The 13,804-nt window shown below is 62.9% G+C and carries 13 protein-coding genes; 6 read left to right on the forward strand and 7 right to left on the reverse strand.

Features of this window, described 5'->3' with window-relative positions:
* Positions 1–200: 200 nt before the first annotated feature.
* Positions 201–1,148: a ring-cleaving dioxygenase gene (locus EJ079_RS12030; protein ID WP_127396049.1), complete on the forward strand. Its 948-nt coding sequence runs from the start codon at positions 201–203 to the stop codon at positions 1,146–1,148.
* A 116-nt stretch (positions 1,149–1,264) separates the two neighbouring features.
* The gene (locus EJ079_RS12035) at positions 1,265–1,426 is read left to right on the forward strand and encodes a hypothetical protein (protein ID WP_023810961.1); all 162 of its coding nucleotides are present in this window, start codon (positions 1,265–1,267) and stop codon (positions 1,424–1,426) included.
* A gap of 21 nt (positions 1,427–1,447) precedes the next feature.
* On the opposite strand, the gene EJ079_RS12040 is transcribed toward EJ079_RS12035, so the two are convergent.
* The 7 genes from EJ079_RS12040 to tkt form a co-directional block, all read right to left on the reverse strand.
* The gene (locus EJ079_RS12040) at positions 1,448–2,161 is read right to left on the reverse strand and encodes an SGNH/GDSL hydrolase family protein (RefSeq protein WP_127396048.1); all 714 of its coding nucleotides are present in this window, start codon (positions 2,159–2,161) and stop codon (positions 1,448–1,450) included.
* Positions 2,162–2,223: 62 nt separating this feature from the next.
* Entirely contained in the window at positions 2,224–2,964 is a 741-nt protein-coding gene (locus EJ079_RS12045) for a thioredoxin family protein (RefSeq protein ID WP_127809073.1), read from the reverse strand.
* 158 nt (positions 2,965–3,122) lie between these two features.
* The gene (locus EJ079_RS12050; protein ID WP_127396046.1) at positions 3,123–4,148 is read right to left on the reverse strand and encodes a class I fructose-bisphosphate aldolase; all 1,026 of its coding nucleotides are present in this window, start codon (positions 4,146–4,148) and stop codon (positions 3,123–3,125) included.
* 139 nt (positions 4,149–4,287) lie between these two features.
* Positions 4,288–5,484, reverse strand: a complete 1,197-nt coding sequence (locus EJ079_RS12055; protein ID WP_127809074.1) for a phosphoglycerate kinase — start codon at positions 5,482–5,484, stop codon at positions 4,288–4,290.
* A gap of 147 nt (positions 5,485–5,631) precedes the next feature.
* Positions 5,632–7,521, reverse strand: coding sequence for a potassium/proton antiporter (locus EJ079_RS12060; RefSeq protein WP_127271761.1), 1,890 nt, complete (start codon positions 7,519–7,521; stop codon positions 5,632–5,634).
* A 218-nt stretch (positions 7,522–7,739) separates the two neighbouring features.
* On the reverse strand, positions 7,740–8,750 hold the full coding sequence (gene gap, locus EJ079_RS12065) for a type I glyceraldehyde-3-phosphate dehydrogenase (RefSeq protein ID WP_013529249.1): 1,011 nt from the start codon (positions 8,748–8,750) through the stop codon (positions 7,740–7,742).
* Positions 8,751–8,904: 154 nt separating this feature from the next.
* Entirely contained in the window at positions 8,905–10,896 is a 1,992-nt protein-coding gene (gene tkt, locus EJ079_RS12070; RefSeq protein ID WP_127809075.1) for a transketolase, read from the reverse strand.
* Between the two features lie 263 nt (positions 10,897–11,159).
* Between tkt and EJ079_RS12075 the strand changes: the two genes are divergently transcribed.
* The 4 genes from EJ079_RS12075 to EJ079_RS12090 all read left to right on the forward strand — a co-directional run bounded on the left by EJ079_RS12075 (position 11,160) and on the right by EJ079_RS12090 (position 13,701).
* The gene (locus EJ079_RS12075) at positions 11,160–11,432 is read left to right on the forward strand and encodes a DUF4164 domain-containing protein (protein WP_013529251.1); all 273 of its coding nucleotides are present in this window, start codon (positions 11,160–11,162) and stop codon (positions 11,430–11,432) included.
* Between the two features lie 11 nt (positions 11,433–11,443).
* Positions 11,444–11,809, forward strand: a complete 366-nt coding sequence (locus EJ079_RS12080) for a cell division protein ZapA (RefSeq protein WP_023810969.1) — start codon at positions 11,444–11,446, stop codon at positions 11,807–11,809.
* Between the two features lie 220 nt (positions 11,810–12,029).
* A complete protein-coding gene (locus EJ079_RS12085; RefSeq protein ID WP_127809076.1) occupies positions 12,030–12,689 on the forward strand; it encodes a peroxiredoxin in 660 nt (219 codons plus the stop codon).
* Positions 12,690–12,828: 139 nt separating this feature from the next.
* Complete coding sequence (locus tag EJ079_RS12090; protein WP_127809077.1) at positions 12,829–13,701, forward strand: MBL fold metallo-hydrolase; 873 nt, start codon at positions 12,829–12,831, stop codon at positions 13,699–13,701.
* Positions 13,702–13,804 lie beyond the last annotated feature (103 nt).

Raw genomic sequence — 13,804 nt, forward strand, 5'->3', positions numbered from 1 at the left:
GGCAAGGCATCGCTTCTCGCCGCATCGACCGGTGCCTCAAGGCAGGTTTGCGACTTCCGATTGTTCATAGAGACGGCGTTGTATTCGGTGCCGCTGTTCAGCTTCCGGCGACGGACTGTCGGGATACGCGGCCTTCAGCGAGGTGACCGCAGGTCTGATATGAAGGGAGAAAATTTTTCCCCAACAGCAGGGAGACGACCATGAGCTTGCAACTGACAGGTATCCACCATCTGACCGCCATCACCGCCAATGCGCCCGGCAATCTTCATTTCTACACCAAGGTGCTGGGTCTGCGGCTGGTCAAGAAGACCGTAAACCAGGACGACACCTCGGCCTACCACCTCTTCTATGCCGACGGCGAAGCGACGCCGGGCACCGACCTTACCTTCTTCGACTGGCCGGTCGGCCGCGAGCGGCGCGGCACGCACAGCATCGTGCGGGCCAGCCTCAGGGTCGGCAACCGGGAGAGCCTTGCCTGGTGGAAGCAACACTTGACCGACGAAGGCCTGGCAACAGGAGAGATCGCCGACATCGGCGGTTATGCGTCACTGGACTTCGAAGATCCCGAGGGCCAGCGTCTGCGCCTGGTCAGCGATGGCGGCAAGGGCGGCAGCCATCCCTGGGCGCAAAGCCCGGTACCGGTCGAGCACCAGATACGCGGGCTCGGGCCGATCGTCATCAGCGTTCCCGACATCACCAACACCGAGGCGGTGGTGACCAAGGTGATGAACATGCGCAAGGCGCGCGACTATGCCTCGCCGGAGGGGGAGGTTCACGTCTTCGAAATGGGCGAGGGCGGGCCGGCGGCGGAGCTGCATGTCCTGGTGCAGCCGGGACTGGCGCCGGCACGGCAAGGCGCGGGTGCGGTTCACCATGTCGCCTTCAGGGCGCCGGACCAGGAGACGCTGCATCAATGGACGGCGCGGCTGGCCGAGTTTCGGCTGCCGTCGAGCGGCGAGGTCGAGCGCTATTATTTCCGTTCTCTCTATTTCCGCGAGCCGAACGGCATCCTGTTCGAGATCGCCACCGATGGACCGGGGTTCACCGCCGACGAGCCGCTGGAAACACTGGGGGAAAGTCTTGCCCTGCCGCCATTCCTCGAACCGAAGCGCGCTTCGATCGAGGCCGGCCTCAAGCCGCTGAAGTAGATCGTTTGCCACCGGCAGGCGGGCGCCGCGTTCCGACCCAGGATCGCGGCGTCGTTCTTTCTCAGGCAATGAACGACGTGCTTTGACAGCCGGGCGCGTTGCTGGTCAAAGGCGGCATGACGAAATTTCTCGCCCTTGTCATCGTCGGTTTCATGGTCATTCAATTGATCAAGCCGCTTGGCTGGCCGGGCCTCAAGCGACGTGGTGATTTCTGGAAACTGGCACTGCTCGCCATGGCCGCGATTTCCCTGGCGGCCGTGCTCGGGCATTTGACGTAGGACGGCACTTGTCGTCGGTGCTCAATTGCCAAGCACCGGGCCAACCAGATGCTCGGCCCAGGCCCGGTAGCCTGCTTCCGAGGCGTGAAAGCCGTCCGACGCAAAGCGGGCTTCCGGATTGGTGATCGGCAGGCGCGGCGCCGGCACCGCGCCGCGCTCCAGGCAAAGGCGTTCGCCCATCCGGTTCATGTCGGTGGCGCGAATCTCAAGGATTTTTCCGAGCAGCGGCGGCATGGCCGGAGCCCGCGTGAACTCCAGCACCGGCGACCACACCACGCGTGCTTCCGGCCATTTGGCGCGCAGGCCGTAGAGCAGGCCGCCGAACTCCTTCTTGAAGCGCGGCACGGAGTGAAAATTCTTGGTGTCGTTGGTGCCGATGGCCAACACGATATGCGTCCACGGTTCGGCCGACAGATTGGGCAGGACATGGTCGCGTATCTGGCCCGACGTTGCCGAATTAAAGCCGGCCGCCCGCCAGCGCACGGTGCGGCCTGTGCTTTGTGAAATCAGCACGGCGAGTTGCGCGGCAAGCCCATGTTCCGAATTGCCTATGCCGACCGACGCGGCGGACGAATCGCCCAGCACCAGAAGCGAGATATCAGGCGCCTTGCCTGATATTTCGTGCATGACCGGCCCTTGCGCCGGCAGCATGCGCGTGGTGCGGCGTCGCACGCCGAGGCCTTGCCAGATATAGACCGGGAAGGCGAGCCAGGTGAGTAGGGACGGGAAGCGCATAGCAGTACCGTTAAACGATCAGCGGCAGCCTTAGCGCATGTTTTGGTCGGCGGGAACGCTCTTCAATCGCAGCAACTCGCCTGCCCCGCTTGCTTGCCCTGATATTCATCGTGCAGCCGCACCCAATCCATCAGTCCGTGATAGGGGCCGTTCTCGTTGCGGCCCTTCGGCGTCATGTCGAGATAGTCGTAGGCGCCGATCTGCGCCTCGCCGCCGCGGGCGCGCGACATGAAGGTGAGGAAGATGTCGCGGTTCTCGTCCCGGTAGAAAACGCTGGTGCCGGGAAGCTCCTTCGATGTCCGTGGACGGGTCTCGAAATTGTAGGTGGTGTCGCCGGCGGCGATCTGCTTGTCGGTGAAGGAGACCTGCATGTCGAAGTTGAAATCCGAGGCATAGGACGACACCCAGTCGAACTTCCAGCCCATGCGCTGCTTGTAAGGCAGAAGTTCCGCCAGTGGAGCGCGCGAAACCACGACCAGCGACACGTCGTGATGCCGCAGATGCTGATTGGCGCCGTCGATATGGTCTGCAAGGAATGAGCAGCCCTCGCAATGATTGACGCAGCCCGGCCCGAACATGAAGTGATAGACGATCAGCTGGCTGTTGGTGCCAAACAGGTCGGTCAGTCTCTTCGGCCCTTGTTCGGTCTCGAAGACATAGTCTTTCCGGATCTTCAGCCAGGGCAGTTCACGCCGTTCAGCGGCGATCCGCTCGCGAAACCGCGTCAATTCCTTCTCGCGCGCCAGATGCGCCTTGTGCGCCTGGAACCAGTCTTCGCGCGAAACGATCTTGTTGCGATGCATGAACCTCTCCCTGAATGTCATCCCAAGGACGTTCGGGATGGGCGCAAACCGACATCGCCGGAGAGGAAATAAGGACGGAGAGGCTCTGCCCCAAGTCCGGGCAAACAAAAACCCGGGCGCATCGGCCCGGGTTCAAAGGCAAGACGGAAGGATTTTGATCAGGCGGCCTGTTCCAGGCTCGCCTTCCATTTTCCAAGCGCCGCCAGATGGTTCATATGCGCGCGATGGGTGAAGGCGGCCTGGCCGGCGGCGACATTCGAGGCCTTGCCGCTCCAGGCTTTCTGCGGCGCGGCCTGCAGCGCGCGGCCGTAGGAGAAGGTCAGCTTCCACGGGTGCGGGCCGATGGCGTTGATGGCGTTGAGGTTGGCGGTCGCCTCCTCGTCCTCCTGGCCACCGGAGAGGAAGGCGATGCCCGGCACCGCTGCCGGCACGGTCTCGCGAAACAGCTTTATGGTCTTTTCCGCGACTTCTTCCGGGCTGCTCACCTTGCCCGATTTCTTGCCGGCCAGCACCATGTTGGGCTTCAGGATGGTGCCTTCCAGCAGGACGCCAGCCGCATGGAGCTCGTCATAAAGCTTGATCAGCGTTGCCTTCGAGACGTCGTAGCAGGTATCGATGTCGTGGGCGCCGTCCATCAGCACTTCCGGCTCGACGATCGGCACGATGCCGGCCTCCTGGCAAAGGGCGGCATAGCGGGCAAGTGCATGGGCGTTCGAGCCGATCGAATTGGCCGAGGGCACGCCCTTGGCCTGGTCGATGTCGATCACCGCTCGCCATTTGGCGAAGCGGGCGCCCAGCTTGTAGTAATCGGCAAGGCGCTCGCGCAGGCCATCGAGGCCTTCGGTGATGGTGTCGCCGGGAAACCTGGCCAGCGGCTTGGCGCCGGCATCGACCTTGATGCCGGGGATGGCGCCGGCCGCCTTGATGATGTCGACCAGCGGCGTGCCGTCGGCGGCCTTCTGGCGGATCGTCTCGTCAAAGAGGATGACGCCGGAGATGTAACGGGTCATCGCCTCCCTGGTGCGGAACATCATCTCGCGGTAGTCACGGCGGCTGTCGGCGGTCGATTCGACGCCAATGACGTCGAAGCGCTTCTTGATGGTGCCTGAACTTTCGTCGGCCGCCAGCAGGCCCTTGCCGTCGGCGACGATTGCGGCGGCAATGTCTTCGAGACGTTCGCTCATTGTTGCTTCTCCTGAAACGGTTGTTCCGCGCTTAACGGAAGTCTACCGCCAAAGGAATGGCATCGGAAAGCTCGAATCGATTGAATGCCTCGGGCGGCCTTGTTCGCTCTCCGAGTGTTGATCGCCTCGCCTCGGAGCCTCAGCGCTTCAACACGTCGACGCCGGGCAGTGGCTTGCCTTCCATCCATTCCAGGAAAGCGCCGCCGGCGGTCGAGACATAGGTGAAGTCGTCGGCGACGCCGGCATGGTTGAGCGCCGCCACCGTATCGCCGCCACCGGCAACCGAGACCAACTTGCCTTCCTTGGTGCGCGCCGCCGCATGCTTGGCCGCCGCTACCGTCGCATGATCGAAGGGCGCGATCTCGAAGGCGCCGAGCGGGCCGTTCCAGACCAGTGTCGCGGCACGGTCGATCCATTCGCCGATGGTCGTCACGGTTTTGGCGCCGACATCGAGGATCATGCCGTCGGCCGGCACGTCCGATATGGCGACGGTCTCGCATTCCGCGCCCGCCTTGAACTCCTTGGCGACGACGCCGTCGACCGGCAGGATGATGGCGCAGCCGGCCTCGGCCGCCTCGATCATGATCTGCTTGGCGGTCGCGGCGAGATCATGCTCGCACAGCGATTTGCCGACATTGGTGCCACGCGCGGCAAGAAAGGTGTTGGCCATCCCGCCACCGATGACGAGGGCATCGACCTTCTTCACCAGGTTCATCAACAGATCGATCTTGGTCGAGACTTTGGCGCCGCCGACAATGGCGACGACCGGACGAACCGGTTTTCCCAGGCCCTTCTCCAGCGCCTCAAGCTCGGCCTGCATGGTGCGGCCGGCAAAAGCCGGCAACAGATGCGCCAGCCCCTCCGTCGAAGAATGCGCGCGGTGCGCGGCCGAGAAGGCGTCGTTGACGAAGATATCGCCATTGGCGGCGAGTTTTTCGGTGAAGGCCGGGTCATTCTTTTCCTCGGCCTTGTAGAAGCGGGTGTTTTCGAGCAGCAGCACGTCGCCCTTGTTCATGGCGGCGACAGCGCTTCCGGCCGTGTCGCCGACGCAGTCGGAGGCAAACCCGACGGGACGGCCAAGCACATCAGCTGTCGCCTTGGCGATAGGCTCCAGCGAGAATTCGGGCGAGGGACCATCCTTGGGTCGGCCGAAATGGGCGAGCAGGATGACCTTGGCACCCTTGCCTGACAGCTCGGCGATGGTCGGCGCGATGCGTTCGATGCGGGTGGTGTCGGTGACTTTGCCCTCAATGACAGGCACGTTGAGGTCGACGCGCACCAGCACGCGCTTGCCGCTGATGTTGCCGATATCGTCGAGTGTCTTGAAGGCGGCCATGCGGGGTTCCTTTCGCGAAAAACCGGGGGACCATACCCCGCATCGGTGTCGATGCAAGGCTTAGGGCGCGCTCGAACCGAAATTTTGAAGTGGGCACGATCTTGCACCGGCGGGGCGGATGAATGGCAGCGCTCAATAGCGGGTTTGTCAGCTTTCGGTTGCTGCCTTTTCCGGCGCTGGCTCCGGGGCCTGCTTTTCGTCCGCCCGCGCCTCGGCCTCCTGCGTCTCGGTCGGCTTGCGCCAGTTGCGGATGAAGGCGGAAAGACGATCGCCGATTTCGCCGGCGCTGAGGAAGACCGGCACCCGCGCCACCGGCGCGGTCGGCTCGAACGACAGGCCGAGGCCTATGATCTTGCCCTTGTCGTCGACGTCGCGGACGATCAGTTCTATCGGGCCGAGCAGGACGCGGTCGGCGTATTCGGCATGGCCGCCGAGCCGCGCCGTGACCAGCGCGCCAACGGTGAGCTTTTGCTCCGCTTCGGTCAGGCCTGGCGTATAGGCCGCTTCCAGTTCAGCGGCGGAGCGCGCGGGGTCGACGGCGAAGGCACCGAAGAAATCGGCATCCTCGGGATCGACCACTGCACGGCTCGCGAACAGCTTGTCGAGCAGGCGCGGATAGCGGTCCGGCACGAAAATGTAGACCTGGTCGCCGGCGGCGAGCCGGCCCATGTCCTGGAAGCGCATCGAGCGGCCGTCGCGCAACACCAGCGAGGGTCGCGCCCAGCGTGGGATGCGCTCGCCGCGCGCCACCGGGCTGCCGTGTGCAACGCGATAGGCAAGAAGCTCGTGATGGGCCGAGCCCGGCAGTTCCAGCTCGACCTTGTCCAGCGGTCCGAGCCGTGCCGGCACGATCAGACCGAGGCGACGCGCCAGCGGTCCGACTGTCCAGCCCTGGATGACCAGCGACACGAGTACGATGATGAAGGCGGTGTTGAAGATGACACGGCCGTTTTCCAGCCCGCCCAGCAGCGGGGTGATGGCGAGCAGGATCGACACCGCGCCGCGCAGGCCGACCCAGGAGACGAAGGCGACCTCGGGGCGCGGCAGACGGAACGGGATCAGGCAGAGCCAGACCGCGATCGGGCGGGCGATGAACATCAGGAACAGGCCGAGCAGCACCGCCGGCACCATGATCGCCGGAAATTGCGACGGTGTCGCGAACAGGCCGAGGATGAGGAACATGATGATCTGTGCCAGCCATGACATGCCGTCCTGGAAGCGCTTGAGGATGGTGACGGCGCGGATATCGGAATTGCCCGAGATGAGGCCGGCGATATAGACCGCCAGGAAGCCCGAGCCGCCAATGGCGCCGGCGGCTGCAAACACCATCAGCGACAAGGTCAGCACGAAGATCGGCAGCAGGCCGTGGTCGAGATTGAGCCGGTCGACGAGGCGCACGATGGCGAGGCCGCCGAGCACGCCGACGACAGCGCCAAGGCCCATGTTGAGGAGGAAGCCGAGGAACAGGCTGGTGACCAGGACATTGGTTTCGGGGTTGGCATGGGCGGCGATGATCTCGACCAGCGTGATGGTCAGGAAGATGGCGATCGGGTCGTTGGTGCCGGATTCCACCTCGAGCGTCGAGCGCACGCGTTCGCGCAGATTGATCTCGCCGGCGCGCAGCAGGAAGAACACGGCCGCCGCATCGGTGGAGGCGACGGCAGCCCCGAGCAGGAAGGATTCCAGCCAGGTGAGATCGAGCAGATAATGGGCGGCGACGCCGAACAGGCCGGTGGTGACAAGCACGCCGAAGGTCGCCAGCGACAAAGCCGGGCCTGCAGCCTGCCGCAAGGCGTTGAGCGGCGTGCCGAAACCGGAATCGAACAGGATGACGGCCAGCGCCAGTGAGCCGGCAAAATAAGCGATGCGGGCGTTGTCGAACTGGATGCCGAGTCCGTCGGTGCCGGTGGCGAGGCCAATGCAGAGAAACAGGAGCAGAAGAGGAGCGCCGAAGCGGAAGGCGATCAGGCTCGAAAACGCGGCGGCGACGACAAGCGCTGTGCCGACCAGCGTGACGAGATAGATCGCATGCTCCATCCTGAAATCAGCCCCTCAAATTCGTCTGTCTCCTGCTTTGCGAGAGAGTGGGGCGAAGACGTGACCAGTGCAAGGCGGCAGGGTGGCTTTTTGGCCTATGCCGCTGATTTTTGGATGTTTTGGCGTCCAGGACACAATTTGGAAAGGCGCAAGCTGCGCTCATGAAAAACGCCCGGGCAAAGCCGGGCGTTCCAAGTCTCGAAAAGAAAGCTTTGTGATCAGGCGATGGTCTTGCCGAAGGCGACCGATGTGTCGCCCATGCGGTTGGAGAAACCCCATTCATTGTCGTACCAGGACAGCACCGACACGAAGTTGCCGTCCATCACCTTGGTCTGGTCGAGCGCCATGATCGAGGAGCGCGGATCGTGGTTGAAGTCGATCGACACGTTCGGATGATGGGTGACGCCGAGAATGCCCTTCAGCTTGCCGTTGGAAGCGGCGATCACCGCTTCGTTGATCTCCTGCACCGTGGTCGACCGCTTGGCGATGAACTTGAAGTCGACGACCGAGACGTTCGGGGTCGGCACGCGGATCGAGATGCCGTCGAGCTTGCCCTTGAGGTCGGGCAGCACCAGCCCGATCGCCTTGGCGGCACCCGTCGAGGTCGGGATCTGCGACAGGGCAGCGGCGCGGGCGCGGTAGAGATCCTTGTGCATGGTGTCCAGCGTCGGCTGGTCGCCAGTGTAGGAATGGATCGTCGTCATCATGCCCTTTTCGATGCCAACGGTCTCATGCAGCACGGCTGCCAGCGGTGCCAGGCAGTTGGTGGTGCACGAGGCATTCGAGATGACGATATGGTCCTTGGTCAACTGGTCGTGGTTGATGCCGTAGACGACGGTGAGGTCGGCGCCTTCGGCAGGGGCCGAAACGATGACGCGCTTGGCGCCGGCGGTCAGGTGTGCCGCTGCCTTGTCACGGGCGGTGAAGATGCCGGTGCATTCGAGCGCGATGTCGATGCCGAGTTCCTTCCACGGTAGCTGCGTCGGATCCTTGATCGCGGTGACCTTGAACGTTTCCTTGCCGACGGTGATCTGATCGCCGGAAACCGAAACTTCATGCGGGAAGCGGCCGTGCACGCTGTCGTAGCGCAACAGATGCGCATTGGTCTCGACCGGGCCGAGGTCGTTGACGGCGACGACGTCGATGTCCTTGCGGCCGGATTCATGGATGGCGCGCAGGATGTTGCGGCCGATGCGGCCAAATCCGTTGATGGCAACTCTGACGGTCATAATTCTCTCCCTGGGAGTTGGAGGGCGGATGAGGGGTCCGCAGTTTCATAGCGGTGGAAGCAGAAAGAATCCAGCCGCAGTGGCGTGGATTTAAATCGATTAAGTTGGGCCAGCCCGGCGAGTCCGCCTTTCGCGATTTCGCCGAACCTTGAACCTACTTGGTATGCAGGCGGGCTTCCGCCGCCTTGGCCGCGGCTTCGGCGGTAATGCCGAAATGCGGATAGAGTTGCTCGATCGTGCCCGAGGCGCCGAAGCCTGTCATGCCGACGAAGATGCCGTCGGAGCCGATCAGATGATCCCAACCCTGGCGTATGCCGGCCTCGATCGCCATCTTGATCGGCGCGTTGCCGATCGTTTTCTTGCGGTAGTCGTCGCTCTGCTGGTCGAACAGTTCGAAGCAGGGCACCGAGACGACGCGGGTCGGATGGCCGTGCTTTTCCAGCAGGTCGCGCGCGCCAAGCGCGATCTCGACCTCGGAGCCGGTGGCGAAGATCGTCACCGCTGCCTCGCCGCTGGCGGCAGCCACCTCATAGGCACCCTGTCCACTGAGGTTCTTCGCCGAGAATTCGGTACGCACCGTCGGCAGGTTCTGGCGGGTCAGCGCCAACGTCGACGGCGTCTTTTCCGACTCCAGGGCGATCTGCCAGCATTCGGCGGTTTCGACCGCGTCGGCCGGGCGGAAGACATTGTGGTTGGGAATGGCACGCAATGCGGCCAGATGCTCGACCGGCTGGTGGGTTGGGCCGTCTTCGCCCAGACCGATGGAATCATGGGTCATGACGAAGATCGAGCGGATGCCCATCAGCGATGCCAGCCGCATCGACGGGCGGGCGTAGTCGGAGAAGCACATGAAAGTGCCGCCATAGGCGATGAGGCCGCCATGCAGCGTCAGGCCGTTGATCGCAGCCGCCATGCCGTGCTCGCGGATGCCGTAATGGATATAGCGCTGGCCATAGTCGTCCGAGGTGATGTTCTTGGTTTGGCTGGTCTTGGTGTTGTTGGAGCCGGTCAGGTCGGCGGAGCCGCCGATGGTCTCGGGCACGGCGCCGTTGATGACTTCCAGCGCCATCTCGGACGATTTGCGGGTGGCGACCTTCGGCTTGTCGGCCGACAGCTTCTTCTTGTAATCGGCAATGATGGCGTCGAAATTGGACGGCAGCTTGCCGCTGAGGCGGCGTTCGAACTCGGCCTTCAGCTTGGCATCGGCCTTGGCCAAGCGGCCTTCCCAGTCGGTGCGCGCCTTGGCGCCGGCCTTGCCGGCGGTGCGCCAGGCGTCGAGGATGTCGGCCGGAATCTCGAAGGGCGGCGAATCCCAGTTGAAGAACTTGCGAGCGCCGGCGATCTCGTCGGCACCGAGCGGCGAACCGTGCGCCTTGTTGGTGCCGGCCTTGGTCGGCGCGCCGAAGCCGATGGTCGTCTTGCAGGCGATCATGGTCGGCTTGTCGGAATGGCGGGCGGCTTCGATGGCATAAGCGATCGCTTCGGGATCGGTGCCGTCGATGTGGCTGGCATTCCAGCCGGAGGCCTGGAAGCGGGCCACCTGATCGGTGTTGTCGGACAGCGAGACCGGACCGTCGATCGAGATGTCGTTGTTGTCCCAGAAGACGATCAGCTTGTTGAGCTTGAGATGGCCGGCAAGCGCGATGGCTTCCTGGGAAACACCTTCCATCAGGCAGCCGTCGCCGGCCAGCACATAGGTGTAATGATCGACGAGATCGTTGCCGAAGGCGGCATTCATGATGCGCTCGCCGAGCGCGAAGCCGACCGAATTGGCGAGACCCTGGCCGAGCGGGCCGGTCGTCGTCTCTATGCCGGTGGCATGGCCGTATTCGGGATGGCCGGCGGTCTTCGAGCCCAACTGACGGAAGTGCTTGATCTGGTCGAGGGTCATGTCTTCGTAGCCGGTCAGATGCAGCAGCGAATAGAGCAGCATCGAGCCATGGCCGGCCGACAGGATGAAACGGTCGCGGTCGGCCCAGTGCGGGGCCTTGGGATCATATTTCAGGAAGCGCGTGAACAGCACCGTGGCGATATCGGCGCAGCCCATGGGCAGGCCTGGATGGCCGGAATTTGCCTTCTCGACGGCGTCCATGGAGAGAAAGCGGATCGCATTGGCCATCCGGTCATGTTGTTCACGCGACGTCATGGTTCCTCCAGAAGTGGGGGTTTGGGGGCTTGGGAGAGCCCTTGAAAAGGGTGCGCGACACATAGCAGGCGCGGGCTTTTAGTCAACAAATCGGGTGCACATTTGCCGGTCTTGTGATGCCGGCGGCGGACCTACATTAGCGTTAGCGGGGGACAGTCGCGAGAGCTTTGTTGACGTTGCCTTCACCCGGTGCCTAATGTTTCAGGGATAACGCGTTCTGAACGTGAACGATTCGGTGATGGGCAGGGCACAGGACGAAGGCCATGACCGGGGAAGCCACACTCAAGGAAGTCATCGCGAGGCTGGGCAAGGCCATCGAGGGGCTGGAAAACGCCGTCGCGGCCAAGCTCGAGCATGAACGCGACTACTCCGAAGCCGAGGCCGAGGTGCAGCGGATGAATGCCGACCGCTCGCGGCTGGCGCAGGAACTCGATAATTCCGAAGCGCGCGCCGAACGGCTGGAAGATGCCAACAAGGAAGTCTCGCGACGTTTGGTGACCGCCATGGAAACCATCCGCGCCGTGTTGGACAGATAGGAGCTGGCCCGATGGCACAGGTCACGGTTTCAATCGACGGCAAGCAGTATCGCATGGCCTGCGACGAGGGCCAGGAAGAGCATCTGATCGACCTTGCCGAACGCTTCGACCGCTATGTTTCACACCTGAAGGACTCGTTCGGCGAGATCGGCGATCAGCGGCTGACCGTGATGGCCGGCATTATGGTGATGGATGAACTCTCCGAGTTGCAAAAACGCGTCAAGGGCATGGAAAGCGAAGTGCTGACCTTGCGCAAGACCCGCGACGAGGCTCTGACCAAGGCCGACAAGAGCGATAGCGTGCTCACCAACGCGCTCGGCGCGTTGGCACAGCGCATGGAAGACCTGACTGTGACGCTGGCGGTCAACAAGAGCTGAGACAGAACCTTTCCTGTCCAGCCCCAGGCTCTCATCCGCGCGCCGCGAATTCGAAAGCATAAAAATGCTCGCCTGCCGCCGACAAGAGTTTCATATTATCTTGCAGCCACGATTTTTGCGCTAAGATGCAACGATGCAGGGCGGGACAGCTTGATGGCGGCGTGGGTTGCCGTGTGCCGTTCCTCGCTGCCGACGGTTCCGTTTACAGGGGAGATGTACCATGAGCCTTCGTATCAACGACATTGCGCCGGATTTTACCGCCGAGACCACGCAAGGGACGATCAAATTCCATGATTGGATCGGCGACGGTTGGGCGATCCTGTTCAGTCACCCGAAGAATTTCACGCCGGTCTGCACGACCGAGCTTGGCACGATGGCGGGGCTCGAAGGCGAGTTCAAGAAGCGCAACGTCAAGATCATCGGCATTTCGGTCGATCCGGTCGAAAGTCACGGCAAGTGGCAGGACGACATCAAGACGGCGACCGGTCATTCGGTGAACTATCCGCTGATCGGCGACAAGGACCTCAAGGTCGCCAAGCTCTACGACATGCTGCCGGGCGGTGCCGGCGAGACGTCGGAGGGCCGCACGCCCGCCGACAACGCCACAGTGCGCTCGGTCTACGTCATCGGACCGGACAAGAAGATCAAACTGGTGCTGACCTACCCGATGACCACGGGGCGCAATTTCGATGAGATCCTGCGCGCGGTCGATTCCATGCAGCTCACCGCCAAGCATCAAGTGGCGACGCCGGCGAACTGGAAGCAGGGCGAGGACGTGATCATCGCCGCGGCCGTTTCCAACGAGGATGCAATCAAACGCTTCGGCGCTTATGAGACCATCCTGCCGTATCTGCGGAAGACCAAGCAGCCGTCGGCCTGACCGCTCGGAACAGTTTTGGCTTTCCTGTCGCCGCGAGCGAAAGGATACTTGACTGGCTCACCCGAGCGGACAACCATGCTCCTCTCGGGTGTCGTCAGAGAAAATCATTCCTGGCGACCGAGAGTTGGGGAAGCCGGAATTGGACGTAGCTTTGGCCAGGCCGCAGGTCAGCGGCTTCTATGACAAGCCGACCGGCGCCATCCAGTATGTCGTCGCCGACCAGGCGACGAAGCGATGCGCCATCATCGATCCGATCCTTGATTTCGACGAGAAATCCGGTGCTACGACAACGACGAATGCCGATGTCCTGCTCGACTTCGTCAGCGAGCAGGGACTGAGCGTCGAATGGATCCTCGACACCCATCCGCATGCCGACCATTTCTCGGCGGCGCATTACTTGAGAGAGAAGACCGGCGCGCCGACGGCGATCGGCGACAGGGTCATCGAGGTCCAGAAACTGTGGAAAGCGATCTACAACTGGCCGGATTTTCCCGCCGACGGTTCGCAGTGGGACAGGCTGTTTAGAGAAGGCGAAACCTTCCAAGTGGGTACCCTTCCGGTCAAGGTGCTGTTCTCGCCCGGACACACGCTGGCCTCGATCACCTATGTGATCGGCGATGCCGCCTTCATCCACGACACGCTGTTCATGCCCGACAGCGGCACGGCGAGGACGGACTTTCCCGGCGGCAGTGCCGCGCGGCTCTGGCGCTCGATCCAGGACATATTGGCGTTGCCGGACGAGACGCGGGTGTTCGTCGGCCATGACTATCAGGCCGGCGGCCGCGAACCTTTGTGGGAAAGCACGGTCGCCATACAGAAGGCTACCAACATCCATCTTGCCGCCGCCTGCAGCGAGGCCGAGTTCGTCGCCCTGCGCGAGGCGCGCGACAGGACGCTGCCGATGCCGCGGCTGATCCTGCATGCGCTGCAGGTCAACATGAATGGCGGGAGGTTGCCCGAACCCGAAGCCAATGGCCGGCGGTACCTGAAGTTTCCGCTGGACGGGCTTTGAGGGGCCGTTGGTGAAGCTGCCAATCTCGACCCTTGCGGGGGAGATTGGCTGTCGCCCCCGTTCGCCAACTCCCAATCAGCCACAAAAAAGGCGGCGCCAGGTT

Source organism: Mesorhizobium sp. M7A.F.Ce.TU.012.03.2.1, from assembly GCF_004006095.1.
Lineage (GTDB): Bacteria > Pseudomonadota > Alphaproteobacteria > Rhizobiales > Rhizobiaceae > Mesorhizobium.